Annotated in this window: 11 protein-coding genes; 4 read left to right on the forward strand and 7 right to left on the reverse strand. The window is 66.9% G+C overall.

Translation table 11 applies throughout. The features are described from left to right. Positions 1-85 precede the first annotated feature (85 nt). Complete coding sequence (locus KM135_RS15090) at positions 86-1,021, reverse strand: SDR family NAD(P)-dependent oxidoreductase (RefSeq protein ID WP_221714853.1); 936 nt, start codon at positions 1,019-1,021, stop codon at positions 86-88. A 211-nt stretch (positions 1,022-1,232) separates the two neighbouring features. Between KM135_RS15090 and KM135_RS15095 the strand changes: the two genes are divergently transcribed. Next, on the forward strand, positions 1,233-2,123 hold the full coding sequence (locus KM135_RS15095) for an SDR family oxidoreductase (RefSeq protein ID WP_221714854.1): 891 nt from the start codon (positions 1,233-1,235) through the stop codon (positions 2,121-2,123). Positions 2,124-2,168: 45 nt separating this feature from the next. Here KM135_RS15095 and KM135_RS15100 read toward each other — a convergent pair whose 3' ends face one another. Then, complete coding sequence (locus KM135_RS15100) at positions 2,169-2,714, reverse strand: hypothetical protein (RefSeq protein ID WP_221714855.1); 546 nt, start codon at positions 2,712-2,714, stop codon at positions 2,169-2,171. 232 nt (positions 2,715-2,946) lie between these two features. On the opposite strand from KM135_RS15100, the gene KM135_RS15105 reads away from it, so the two are divergent. Beyond that, complete coding sequence (locus KM135_RS15105) at positions 2,947-4,497, forward strand: TetR/AcrR family transcriptional regulator C-terminal domain-containing protein (protein ID WP_221714856.1); 1,551 nt, start codon at positions 2,947-2,949, stop codon at positions 4,495-4,497. A 6-nt stretch (positions 4,498-4,503) separates the two neighbouring features. On the opposite strand, the gene KM135_RS15110 is transcribed toward KM135_RS15105, so the two are convergent. Continuing rightward, entirely contained in the window at positions 4,504-5,400 is an 897-nt protein-coding gene (locus KM135_RS15110; protein ID WP_221714857.1) for a pirin family protein, read from the reverse strand. A 156-nt stretch (positions 5,401-5,556) separates the two neighbouring features. Here KM135_RS15110 and KM135_RS15115 point away from each other — a divergent pair, with 156 nt between their 5' ends. After that, complete coding sequence (locus tag KM135_RS15115; protein ID WP_221714858.1) at positions 5,557-6,336, forward strand: pyridoxamine 5'-phosphate oxidase family protein; 780 nt, start codon at positions 5,557-5,559, stop codon at positions 6,334-6,336. 2 nt (positions 6,337-6,338) lie between these two features. On the opposite strand, the gene KM135_RS15120 is transcribed toward KM135_RS15115, so the two are convergent. After that, positions 6,339-7,145, reverse strand: coding sequence for a hypothetical protein (locus tag KM135_RS15120; RefSeq protein ID WP_221714859.1), 807 nt, complete (start codon positions 7,143-7,145; stop codon positions 6,339-6,341). 207 nt (positions 7,146-7,352) lie between these two features. Between KM135_RS15120 and KM135_RS15125 the strand changes: the two genes are divergently transcribed. Further along, positions 7,353-8,312: a proline iminopeptidase-family hydrolase gene (locus KM135_RS15125; protein ID WP_246606163.1), complete on the forward strand. Its 960-nt coding sequence runs from the start codon at positions 7,353-7,355 to the stop codon at positions 8,310-8,312. An 11-nt stretch (positions 8,313-8,323) separates the two neighbouring features. Here the strand turns inward: KM135_RS15125 and KM135_RS15130 are convergent, their stop codons facing one another. From KM135_RS15130 to KM135_RS15140, 3 genes are all read right to left on the reverse strand, one after another. Beyond that, positions 8,324-9,406 carry a branched-chain amino acid aminotransferase gene (locus tag KM135_RS15130; protein WP_221714861.1) on the reverse strand — a complete coding sequence of 361 codons (1,083 nt, stop codon included), beginning with the start codon at positions 9,404-9,406 and terminating at the stop codon, positions 8,324-8,326. A gap of 106 nt (positions 9,407-9,512) precedes the next feature. Continuing rightward, on the reverse strand, positions 9,513-10,970 hold the full coding sequence (locus KM135_RS15135; RefSeq protein WP_221714862.1) for a PepSY domain-containing protein: 1,458 nt from the start codon (positions 10,968-10,970) through the stop codon (positions 9,513-9,515). Between the two features lie 196 nt (positions 10,971-11,166). Further along, entirely contained in the window at positions 11,167-13,299 is a 2,133-nt protein-coding gene (locus KM135_RS15140) for a TonB-dependent receptor (protein WP_246606169.1), read from the reverse strand. Positions 13,300-13,325 lie beyond the last annotated feature (26 nt).

A 13,325-nucleotide genomic window follows, 5' to 3' on the forward strand; every position in this document is an offset into this window, starting at 1 on the left:
GGGGAATAGCCCAGCCGCGTCGCTCTTCGTCGCGCGGTCCAGCACCACCCCAACCCCTCCTCTGAAGAGGAGGGGCCAATATGGGTCAAAGCTTCTCGGTCAGCGGCTTCTGCGTGTCGTAGATCGGGTTGTAGATCAGCGTCCCGAACTGCTTGACCAGCGCCGCGCGGGCCTCGTTCGGCTCCTCGACCGGGATGGCGCGCAGCAGCGCCTCGTTGCGCGCAATGATGCCGTCGCGGAATTCCGGGTGCGTCATGATGAAGAGGTCCTTGCGGCGGATGCCGCGCAGCACGCGCAGACCGACTTCCTCGGCGCTCATGAACAGCGAGGCATCGAAGCCCGGCGGCGGGCGGCGCGGCGGCTCGCCGTCCTTGGCCACGGGCAGCGGCGCGGGCACCTCGTTCTTGAGATGGTTCGGGCGCGTCGCGTTGGTGGTCTGGCCGAGATTGGTCTGCACCGGGCCGGGGAAGAAGACCGAGGCGCCGATCGGCGTGTCCTTGAGGTCGGTCGCGACCACTTCCATCATGCCGGCCACCGCGAACTTGGCCGCACAATAGACCGAGACGCCGCCCACGGCCGAGAAGCCGCCGGTGGAGGACGTGGTAACGATATGGCCTTCTTCGCCATGCCTGAGCATGCGCGGCAGCATCGTGACGAGGCCGTTGACGACGCCGCCGATGTTGACGCCGAGACCGAAGTCCCAGTCCTTGTAGGTCATGTCCTGCACCATGCCGCCGCCGCCGACGCCGGCATTGAGCGCGAGCACATGGATGTTGCCGAACTGCGCCTCGGCCTCGTCGGCCGCCTTCACCCAGCCGTCGCGGTCGGTGACGTCGAGCAGGACCGGGTGGACGGCGAGATTGGTCTTGGAGAAGCCTTCCATCGCCTGGTCGAGCGCGTCCTGACGGATATCGGCGATCACGACCTTCATGCCGGCTTCACCGAAAGCCTTGGCCATGCCCCAACCCATGCCGCTGGCGCCGCCGGTGATGAAGGCGGTCTTGCCGCTCACGTCCTGCATAAAAGCTCTCTCCTGTTGATCCGGTCCGGTTTGATCGCTTGCGTCTAGAGTTGACTTTGTCGTCAGTCAACGCAGGCAAAGTGCGGGATCGTTCCAGAAATGCAATCCGGCGGATTCCATCATTGTTGACTCTGTCAGAAATTGACGGCCAATCAGCGCGTGACGAAAAGCGCGAGGCGCAGGGCTTGCGCGCAGGCATGGAGAGCGAGACGTGAAGGATCTGGAAGGCAAGGTCGCATTCATCACTGGTGGCGGATCGGGCGTCGCGCTCGGCCAGGCGAAGGTCTTCGCCGAGGAAGCCAATATGAAGGTGGTGATCGCCGATATCCGGCAGGATCATCTCGACGAGGCGATGGCCTATTTCAGTAAGAAGAACGTTGCGGTGCATCCCATCCGCCTCGATCTCACCGACCGTGCCGCTTATGCCGCAGCCGCCGATGAGGCCGAGCAGGTCTTCGGCCCTGTCGATCTGCTCTGCAACACGGCCGGCGTCAGCCAGTTCGGCCCGATCGAGAACGCGACGTTCGACGACTGGGACTGGCAGATGGACGTCAATGTGAATGGCGTCATCAACGGCGTGATGACCTTCATGCCGCGCATGATCAAGCAAGGCGGCGGCCATATCGTCATCACCGCCTCCATGTCCGCCTTCGTCGCCCTGCCGACCACCGCGATCTACTGCACGACCAAATATGCGGTGCGCGGCCTCGCCGAGTCCCTCCGCGTCGAGATGCCCAAATATAATATCGGCGTGTCCCTGCTCTGCCCGGGCGGCGTGAACACGAACATTCACCGCTCGGTCGAGGCGCGGCCCGAGAAATATGGCAATACCGGCTATTATGGCCGCGACGAAAACGTCTTCGGCGCGCTCAAGAAAGTCATCGAGAATGGGTTCGATCCGGTCGATCTCGGCCGGGTGGTGCTGGATGCCGTCGTGAACGACAAATTCTGGGTTCTGCCTTATCCGGAGTTCGCCGAAGGGCAGATGCAGCGTGACAAGGAGGTCATCGACGCGATGGCGAGCTATGCCGACCATCCCGATTATGCCCGCCGCATGAAGGTCCGCGAGCAGATGCAGGGGAAGATGCCCGGCGCCGAGTGAGTCCGGGTGCCGGGCCGCCGGTGACAGGGCGGCCCGTCGGCTCGCTCAGCGCACGCGCACCACGCGCACGGCGGCCTGCTTGCCGACCTGCATGAGATAGGAGCCGAGCGATGCCTTGCGGATGGTCACCGTCTCATTGGGCGCGGGCGGCCGGAAATTGGTGACACGTTCGGTCATGCGCCACACGGCGCCGTCCTGCAGGTTGATGCTCCACATGCCGAGGCCGTTGTCGCGCGAGGAGACCACGGCCATGGCGAGCTCATCCTGGCCGTCGTCCGCATTGCGCGAAGCGAGCGGGCGATCGATCTGCTCGGCGCCGAAGCTCGAACCGGCAGAGGTCGATGCGCCCGGTGGCGGTGGCGGCGGAGCGCCCTGCGGTGTGCGCATCGACGACGAACCGAAGCCGGAAGTGTAAATGCCCTGCGACGCGGCCCGAGCAATCGAATCATAGCATTCGAGGCGCGCGTCCTTCTTGCCGATGCGAGCGCAGACGGCGAGCTGGTCGGGAAGGCTGCCTTGCGCGGAAACGGGTGCGCCGATCGCGCACAGGCCGGTGGCCGCAATGGCCAGGGTCAAACGTCCAAACAGCATTCCAAACTCCTCCCGCAGCTCATCGGCGGCGCTTTTGCGTTGAGTCTGTCTGCCGTGCCACTCCCGAGTCGTCAATTTCTCTTCGAACGATCGCGCCCCTTTTCCGGTCGGCGAAAGCGTCTCTCGAAAGCCGTTTCGTGTTGATGCTACACACGGTAAGTTGACCGGCAAGCCAAAATAGGCGCATTCATGTCGAAGTATGGAGCGTGGGCGGCTCCTGGAGGAATGGCACATGAACAGCAGCAAGGCTGCACTGGAGCGCTTCGGCGCCGGCTTGGACAAGGCAGCGATCGTCGCGGCCGGGCTGGCCGTGCTCGATCGGGAAGGTCTGGCGGGCTGCACAATCGATGCGGTGGCCGAGCGCTTGCGTGCCAAGCCGACCGATATTCTGCAGCATTTCTCGGATCGTGGCGACATGCTGGTCGCGCTCGGCTGCGAAATGGCGCGCGTGGCGCCCGTTCTTCTTCCGGCGGAGAGCTGGCGCGAGCAGCTCGTGCAGCGAGCGGCGGCCGGGCGGCAGGCCATGCTCTCGCGACGCGACGGCAGCCAGCTTTTCGCGCAATTGCCGGCGATGTTTCCCATGGGCGGATCGGGCTTCGACTGCGTCCCAGCGCTGTGCGCGGCAGGGTTCACGCTGGCCGATGCGCGGGCCGCCGTGCTGCTGGTCGATCGCTTCACGGTCGGCTGGACGATGACCGAGCAGAGCCGGCCGGACGTGGCAGACCTTCAGGGGCGATTCGAGGACCAGCTTGACATTGTCCTTGCCGGCGTCGCCGCGGCGCAGCCCATGGGCCTCGCCACACGGCGCGACGACCGGCAGAGCCGCTTCCAGTCCAGGCTCTGGGTGTTCCTGCGCGACGCGCGCGAGAGCGCTAACATCTCGTTCGCCCGCACGGCGCATGTAAACGAGCTCGATCGCCGCATCCTGCTGCTGCTCCAGGCGCAGGGCGGGCTGACGCTCGCCGCGATCTCCATGGCCTGTGGTATCGACAAGGCGCAGGTCAGCCGGGCCATCAAGCGGATGGGCGAAGTGTCCTTGCTCGCGCGCAGCGGCATTCGCAGCCCGATCCGGCTCAGTACGCCCGGCCGTCAGCTGGCCGAGCGGCTGCTGCGTCAGGCCGAGCTGCGCAATCGCGAGCTCACCTACGGCATCAGCGACGAGCAACTCGGCACGCTTTGCGACGTGCTCGATACGCTGCTGTCCCGCGCGATCACCCTGTTCGAGCAGGAGCGCAAACTCAGCGCCACCAACCAGCGGCCCGAGCCGGTCGATTTCCAGGATCTCGTCGATGAGGGGCTGCCGGGCGAGAACGGCGTCGCGGTGGATCGCTCGCGCGTGCTGCCGCCGTTCATCACGCTCTGCTCCTATATGCTGCGCGGCGGCGCGCTGTCGCACAAGCGCCAGACCGGCCTCTCCAATTTCGAGACCTGGGTTATGTCGGAAGTCTGCACCAACCCGCCGATCAGCTGGCCGCAGCTTGTGCTCGCACTTTATCGCGACCAGAGCCAGGCCGGCCGCACGGTCAATCACCTGATCGAGAACGGTCTCGTCGAACGAACCGGCCGCCCGGGCCGCCGCCACGGCTTCTTCGCGCCGACCGAAGAGGGCAAGCGCATCAGCGGCATCATACGTGAGACGGCGGTGCGTCGCAGCGAATTCCTGTTCCAGGGTATCCCGGCCGCGCAGCTCGAAACGTTCATGGCCGCGTTCGAGACGCTGGCGCACAATGCCGAAGTGCAGGTCGCGCGCGAGCGGGCGATCCAGGAAATGGACCGCGACTGACGCAGCTCAGGCCGGCAGCGGAATGAACTCCGTCTCGCCCGGTACCTTGTCGAAGCGCTGGGCGATCCAGTCCTCCTTGGCCTGCTCGATGCGGTCCTTCGAGCTGGAGACGAAATTCCAGTAGATATTGCGTGGCTCGGAGAGCGGCTCGCCGCCGACCAGCATAAGCCGCGCCGGTCCGCGCGCCCGCATCACGATCTCGGCGCCGGGCTTGAAGATGACCAGCTCGCCCGCCGCGAAGCCGCCCTGCTGCCCCTCCACCTCGACCGCGCCGGTGATCACATAGACGGCCCGCTCGATATGCTCGGCGGATAGCCGGTAACGCGCGCCATCGGCGAGGATCACATCGGCATAGAGCATGTCCGAAAAGGTCTGCACCGGCGAAGTCATGCCGTCGCATGTGCCGGCGACGACCCGGATCGCGACGCCCTCGGCCTCCGCCTCCGGAATGTGGGCGGCTGTGTGGTGGAAGAAGGCCGGCGCTGTCTCCTCATGCGCCTTGGGCAGCGCGACCCAGGTCTGCAGGCCGAACAGCGGCCCTCCGGCAGCGCGCACATCGTCGGCGCTCCGCTCGCTATGGACGATACCGCGCCCAGCCGTCATCCAGTTGACCGCGCCTGGCCGGATCGCCTGCACCGAACCCAGCGAATCGCGGTGCAAGATCTCGCCTTCCAGCAGATAGGTGACGGTCGCGAGGCCGATATGCGGATGCGGCCGCACGTCGAGGCCATCGCCGGCGGAGAGGGTCACCGGCCCCATCTGATCGAAGAAGATGAACGGCCCGACCATCCGCCGATGCGCCGAGGGCAAGGCGCGCCGCACTGTGAAGCCGTCGCCAAGGTCGCGCACCGGCGGCAGCACTATCATATCGACGTCGGGAATGTCGGTGGGGCGCAGGGTCATGGGGCTGGGTCCTTCTCTCTTGCGACCAGCCTATCAGTCGCCTCAGGCCGCGTCGATTGGCTGCGCTGCCGGACGGGCGCGGAAATATTGCCGTCCGCGCAGGCTTCAAGCGTGTCGCGACGCGCTAAGCACGACGAAACGATGGGAGGATCGGCCATGAGCGACATAAGCGAAAGCGTGATGGCCTTGCTGCGCGCAGAGGGTGACGCGGCCGCCTGGTCCGCCCTGCTGGCAAGCGACGCGAAGTTCGAGATTCTGCGCGAAACGCTGGACGGTCGAGACGCTGTCGCCACGCGCCTCGCCAACGACGCCGCGATGTTCGCGCAGCTCGACTGGGAGCGCCTGGATGCGCCCGGCATCGTGCTCGCCGGCAAGCCCCGCCCCGGTGGACCGGGCCGCGCGCTCGGCATCTTGATCGAAGGCGAGGGCGGTCTCGTCACCCGCTTCTGCCAGCAGATGCTGACCACCCCGCCACCCGGCCCGAGCGCGCCGATGGTGATGGACGAGGCCCTGCGCGCGCGGTTCGATACGGCTCTCGCCGGGCAGCATGCCATGTATATCGCCTATGTGGACCGCGAAGGCCGCCCGCATCTTTCGATGCGCGGATCGATCCTTACTCTGGGGCCGGACAGTCTCGGCTTGTGGGCGCGCAATGGCGGCGGCATGCCGGATGCGGTCGCGCACAATCCCAATGTCGCGCTGTTCTATCGCGACGAGGTGGCGCGCGCGACCTATCAGCTCGCCGGCCGCGCCCGCATCGCCACGGACGACGCGACGCGCCGCCGCATCTTCGACGCCATGCCGGTCCCCGAGCAGCGCCACGACTTCGCCGAACTCGGCACCGCGATCGTCATCGATCTCGACCTGGTGACCGGCTGGGCCGGCTTCAGCGCAACCGGCCAGATCGACCCGGTGCGGCTGGTGCGCGGCGCCTAGATTTACTGCGGCGCGGCGAAGGTCGGGTCCATTTCCTGCCAGCCATCCGGCGCCCGGCCGCCCTGCGGGACGGCGACGACATTGCCACGGCCGTCCGTGTAGCCGGTCGTGCCATAGGGCACACGCGCCTGCACACCGCCGCCGTCCATTGTCGTGCCGCCATGGATGCTGTCGATATAGCGCCCGTGCGCCCGGTCGGAACTGGCCTGACCGGCCTCCCAGCTCCGCGTCATGGCGGCATTGGCTTCCTGCCGGGCATTGTGCGCGGCCTGACCGGCTGCCCCCTGCGCTTGCAGGTTCGCCATGCTGGCCTCGGCGTTCGCATTCATCTGCGCGCGCCAGGCGTTCATCCGCGCCATGCCGGCCTCGCCCGCCTGCATGACCGCCGCGCTTTCCGAATAAGCGGTGGAGATGCGCTGCGCCAACGTCTCGAACTCGCTGCAGGCCTTGCGATCGCCCGATCGGCAGCCCTGATCGAGTTGCGTGAGCTGCTGCTGGATGGCCGGCATTTGCGGCAGAGCCTGACAAGCGAGGTGATTGCCCATCTGGCATTGTTGCTGCCGTATCCCCGCCAGGCCAGCCAGTGCCTGCTGGGCCACGCCAAGTCGCGGCGCTCCGGCCGGGGAGCCCTCGGACGGCTGCTGGTCCGGCGTCAGTGCCGGGTCCGATGAGGCAGGCGTCTGCCTGCTCGCCATCGCCGAAGGCCCGCCAGCTTCGGCCAGCCCATCCATCGCCAGCATCGAGAGCAGCGCCGCGCCGCCCAAACCGCATCCCACCAACAGCTTCTTGCTGATGATCCCACTGCTCATGACGTCGCCTCGCTTCTGGTCCGGAACCCTCATGGCTCCCACCAGAACAAGCGTGACGCGGGCGCAAAATGGGTCAGGACATTCCGGCGCCCGCGCGTTTTTCCAGAAGCTGCTTCGTCGTCGACCTCGCCCCATCGACCCGCTATGCCTGCTCCGCAGGAAGGCGGGACAATGGATATGACGCGCAGGACGGCGATCGCATCGTCAATGGCAGCGCTGGCCACGCAGAGCATCGCCCAGGGGCTTCCCATAGCGCCGCTTCTCCCCGGTGCGCGCCTCAAGCCCGATCGGGAGGAGATGATCCCCGTCCCCGGCGGCCGCGCCTATGTGCGCATCAATGGCGATCTTGCCGGCCCACGCCCGCCGATCGTCATGATCCATGGCGGGCCCGGCAGCTCGCACTGGTATTTCCTCAACGGCACGGCGCTGGCCGACGAGCGCGCCGTCATCCTCTATGACCAGCTCGACAGCGGACGCTCGGATACTCCCGGCGATCCGGCCAATTGGCACGTGCCGCGCTTCCTCGCCGAGCTGGAGGCGATCCGCGCGGCGCTCAAGATCGCGCGCTGGCATGTGCTCGGCGCCAGCTGGGGCGGCACCATCGCCCTTGAATATGCCGCGACCCGCCCGCCGAGCCTCGCCAGCGCGATCATCCAGTCGCCGCTCGTCTCGACGCGGCTGTGGATGCGCGATGCCAACCGTCTGCGCGCGCGCATGCCCGCCGCGATCCGACGCACGCTCGATGCCTGCGATCAGCCGGGCGCCGCCGATGGGCCGGGCTGCGAGGCGGCGATGGACGCCTTCTATGCCCGCCATATCCGCATGTTCGATCCGCCGGCCGAGATCGCCGCTTACAAGGCCGCGATGCCGCGCAGCTTCAGCCCGGATATCTACCACCACCTCTGGGGCTGGGCCGAGTTCAGCGCGAGCGGCACCTTGCGCGACTATGACGGCACGCCGCTGCTCGCGAAGCTGGACGGGCCGCGCACGCTTTTCGTGACGGGCCAGCACGACGAGGCGCTTCCCGCGACCATTGCCGGCTTCGCACGCAAGGTGAAAGGCGCGACCTTCCGCGAAGTGCCGGACGCGGCGCACTCGATCATGAACGACAATCCCGTCGCCTATGTCGCCCTGCTGCGCGACTGGATGGCGCGGCACGACGGATAGGCCCGGCCCGCTCAGGCCAGCGTCGTCATCCAGCCATGCGTGTCGGGCTTCTGGCCGAGCTGTACGCCGACCAGTGCCTCGCGCAGCGTGCGCGCGACGTCGCCGCCATCGCCATTGCCGATCACGAAGCCGCCTTGCGTCGAGCGCACTTCGCCGATCGGCGTGATGACCGCGGCCGTGCCGCAGGCGAAGGCTTCCTTGAGCTTGCCGCTCTTCGCGTCGTCCATCCACTGGTCGAAGCTGTAGGGCTGCTCCTTGACCGTGTAGCCGGCCTCGGCCGCGACAGTGCGCAGGGAATCGCGCGTGATGCCGGGCAGGATCGATCCGTTGAGCGGCGGCGTGACGATCGAGCCGTCGTTGAACACGAACATGATGTTCATGCCGCCCAGCTCCTCGATCCATTTGCGCTCGACCGCGTCCAGGAAGAGCACCTGATCGCAGCCATGCTCGATGCCGACGGCCTGCGGCTGGAGCGACGCGGCATAATTGCCGCCGCATTTGGCGGCGCCGGTGCCGCCTGGAACGGCGCGCACCTGATCATGGCTGACCCAGAGCGTCACGGCCGACTTGCCGCCCTTGAAATAGCCGCCGACCGGCGAGGCGATGACGCAGTAGATATATTCCCGCGCCGGGCGCACGCCGAGAAAGGCCTCGTTCGCGAACATGAAGGGGCGCAGATAGAGGCTACCCTTGTCGGCATCCGGCACCCAGTCGACATCGGCCCCGACAAGCTGGCGGATGCTCTCGACGAACAGCTCCTCGGGCAGATGCGGCATGGCGAGGCGCGTGGCGCTCAGGTTGAAGCGCGCGGCGTTCGCTTCCGGTCGGAAGCTCGCCACCGATCCGTCCGGCAGGCGATAGGCCTTGAGCCCCTCGAAAATCTCCTGCGCATAATGCAGCACGGCTGCGGCGGGATCGAGCGGGATCGGCTGGCGCGGGCCCAATACCGCATCATGCCAGCCCTGACCCTCGGTGTAGCGGATCGTCACCATATGATCCGTGAACAGCGTGCCGAAGCCGAGATTGGCCATGGCGGCCGCGCGGTCCTCGGGCGAGGTAGGGTTGGGAAGCGGATGGTTCGTGAAGTCCAGCATGTGTCGAGCCTGTCAGAGTTTTCGTTCCGGCGATTGCGGACCCGGTATCAGCATCAAGCCGCGCTGTCATGTGCTTGCTGGACGGTGCAGGCCCGGCGGCTGCCGCTCAGCGCGGCGTATGCCGCAGGCGCTTCCAGCCGATCCACACGCCGCTGATCGAGGTGACGAGGCCGAAGATCGAGAAGGTCCAGAGCAGGATGTCCCAGAGCGGCCGATGGAGGGTGAGGCTGCTGAGGTCCCATTTGTGCAGCATGTCGTAGAGCCAGCGATAGGCCCGGCGGCGGCTGTCGAGGCGTTGCAGGCCCTCGCCGGTCGCGGGATCGATGTAGAACCATGTCCGCGCGGGATCGTCGAACTTGAGGCGCAGGACGGGCAAAGGCGGCAGCGCGCCGATGTCGTAATAATAGCTATCCGGCGCGGTCAGCAGGTCGGACTGGACCAGCTTTCCGTCCGGCACGAGGCCGCGTGCCGCCCGCTCGATCGCGGCGCGATCGGCGCTCGCTTCCGTGAGCGAGGCGGCGCTGAGGATGCGGCGCGGGCGATCGGCATAGTCGAGCGTGACCAGCGCCTGCCCGGCATGGACCGAGACCGTCGCGCGTTTGGCGCCCGTAGCCAGCGCACCCAGTCGGGCGAGATCGACCGGCGGCAGCGGCGCGCTCGCTGAATAGGCCTGCTCGGCCTGCGCGTCCGGATCGGGCGAGGTGAAGGCATAGCCGGGATCGACCGAAAGCCAGCCGCTGAAGATCCAGGTGAGCAGGAACAGACCGCCTGCGAGCCCCGCGACATGATGCCAGAGCATCCAGCCATGATAGGGCGTCATCCGTCCGCCGCGGAAGCGCCGCTGCCCGATGCGCGTGCGCAGGAGGCCGACCCAGATGCCGGTGACGGCGGCCGCGATGCACGGGCCGGAGACCCAGAGCACGACCTGGCGCCAGACGCCCGCATCCTGCCGGATGATAGTCGGGTAGATCCAGTGCGGCACCGATCCCAGCCAGTTCCAGAAGCGCTCGCTGCGCGTCGTCGCCTGCACGATCGTGCCGCTGCTGGCGGAGACATAGAGCTCGGTGCCTGCGTCATCGGCGAGCGCGACTTTCCAGAGCGGACGGTGCGGACTGAAGCCGCCCGCCACGGTCCACTGGTCGCGCTCGATCTGCTCGACGCTGCGCACGGATGTGTTCGCGAACCGGCCCGCTGTCTGCGCCGCCCAGCTTGCGGTGACCGGCGGCAGAACGACGCCCGGCGCGGCGGCAAGCGTCTCGCGCTCGCCCGTCCAATGCGCGATCCGCCAGACCGGCACGGTGTCGCGCATCTCCAGCACGAGCGATTGCGGTGCCCCGTCTCCTGCCGCCTGCGGCAGGATCGAGACGCGCCGCCAGTCGATCGGCTGCTGCGCGGCAATCCGCTCAGCTTGCGAAGCGGAGGGATAGGGCACGTAGATCATCACCAGCCCGGAGGCGAACCAGATGGCGAACAGCAGGCAGGTGACGATGCCGATCCAGCGATGCGTCACGTAGAGCCAGCGCTTGGCGACATGGGTGAACGGATGGCGGTGGCGCGAGGTCATGGAACGCGTCCTAGCCCCTCCTCTTCAGAGGAGACGCATTCAGGTCGGTCATGCCCCCGGCATGACCTGAACAGCGCGGGGCGCTGTTCACCTGATGCGGGGTGGTGTTGGACGTCAAATGGAAGCTCTGTGCATACGATGCGTTGCATCGTCCCCACCCCTTGCCCCTCCCCTGAAGGGGAAGGGTTTATCATAGTTAGAACGCCGCGCGCAGCGAGACGTCGAAGGACTGCGGGCGGCCCAGCATCCATTGCTCGTCGCCATAGGTGGTCACCGCATAATCCTTGTCGAGCAGATTATAGCCGCGCAGGTCGACCGCGAGATTGGGCGTCACCGCATAGGAGATGGTGGCGTCGATCGTCGCATAGGCCGGCACGCCGAAGCGGTTGCGATTATCCGCCCAGCGCTTGCCGACATAGCGCAGGCCCGCGCGCGCCTGGAGCTGGTCGGTCGCGTCCCAGCGCAGCCAGAGATTGGCGGCTTCCTCCGACACGTTGGGAGGCGTATTGTCCGTGTAGACCGTCGCGCCGGAGCGGAAATCGTCGAAATTCGCGTTGAGGATCGTGCCGTTCGCCTCGATGCCGAAGCCGCCCGCAAGATCGAGCGCGATCGTCGCCTCGATGCCTTGCGACGAGCGCTGGCCGACCTGTTCGATCGGGCTGCTGATCGTCCGCTGCGAGAGCAGGCCGTTCTTCTCGATGCGATAGGCGGCGATCGTCGCCGATCCGCGTCCATCGAGGAAGCTCGCCTTGGCGCCGATCTCGATCTGCTTGCCGGTCGCATGGCTATAGGCGACCTGTCCGCCCGAATAGGTGGTGAGCGTGCCGAGCGGGTCCACGCCAGTCGCATATTGCGCATAGAGCGAGACGGCCGGCGAGGGCTGGAAGACCACGCCGATGCGCCAGGTCGTGTTGTTGAGCTTCTTGTCGTTGACGACCACCGTGCCGCCGATCGTCGTGCGCCGCACCTTGTTGCGCTCGTGGCGGATGCCGCCGACCAGCGAGAATTGCCCGGTCAGTTCGAGCCGGTCCTCGGCGAAGATCGCCCATTCGTGCGTGCGCGTGCGATATTGCGGGGTGACGTCGACCGAGTTGGTGTAGCGGCCCGGCGCGAAATTGAACGGGTCGAGGAAATCCTCCTGAATGTCGCCGTTGAAGTCGTGCGAATAGGTCAGCTTGATGAAATTATAGTCATAGCCGACGACGAGATCGTTGCTCGCGCTGCCGCCGAGCGGCGTCTTGAGCGTGATCGTGCCCACCGCCCCCAATTGCGTCTGGTCGTGCATAATGCCGTAATTGTCGGTCCGGTAGATTTCGGCCGGCGGGCCCGGATCGAAATAATAGCCTTCCAGATTGCGCCAGAAGCGCTTGGAGCGCAGGCGATGGACCTGCTGGCTCACCGTGATCGCCTCGCCGGGGCTCCAGTCGACCTGCAGGCTGGTGCGATTGTCCTCGAACCACATCTGCGCGTCCGCGACGTTGTAGTTCAGCCGCTTGTTCCGGTCGTCGAGCACGCCGTTGATCAGCGGCGTGCCGAAATATTTCATCGGGTTGTTGTCGCCATAATCGTTGCGCAGCGTCACGCTGAGGCTTTCGACCGGCGTCCAGCGCAGGGTGCCGGAGAGCGAGAGGCTGCGGGAATCGCCCCGGTCCACATAGCCGTCCGAACGGCGATAGCTGCCGTCGATGCGATAGGCGAGCTGGTCGCCGATCGGCCCGCCGACGCCGGCCGCGGCGTGGAAGGTCTGGAACGAGCCATAGCCGATCTCGCCCTGCGCCTGCGTCGTCTCGCTCGGCTTGCGCATGATGACGTTGACCGCGCCGCCCAGCGCGCCCTGCCCATAAAGCACGGAGGCCGGCCCGCTCAGCACGTCGATCCGGTCGACCATCCACGGGTCGGTCGGGAAGGTGATCGTGCCCGCGACCGGGAACAGCCGCACGCCGTCGATCAGCTGCAGCACCGATCCCTGCCCGTCGAAGCCGCGCGCGGCGAGCGCCGTGTTGCCGTTGCCGGGATTGCCCGTGCTGGTGATGCCCGGCATGCGGCTCTGCGCATCGGCAATGCTGAGATCGCCGCGCGCGCGGATCGTCTCGCCGTCGAGCACGCTCAGCGAGGCGGGGGTCTCCAGCGGGGAAAGGCCGAGCCGGCTGCCGGTCTCGCTCGGCGCGGTCAGCGACTGGCTGTCCGGCGTGCCGATGACGAGGATCGTGTCGTCGGACCGGTCCTCCGCGTCATCGGGTTGCTGAGCCCAGCCGGGCATGGCGGCAAGCGGCGCGAGCGCCAGCACGGTTAGCAGGCTGCGCGGTCGGCGCATGATGAGCGATGGCATTGTCTTCTCCCTGTCGGCATGCGCGG

This window comes from Sphingobium xanthum, from assembly GCF_019737615.1.
In the GTDB taxonomy this organism is placed as follows: domain Bacteria; phylum Pseudomonadota; class Alphaproteobacteria; order Sphingomonadales; family Sphingomonadaceae; genus Sphingobium; species Sphingobium xanthum.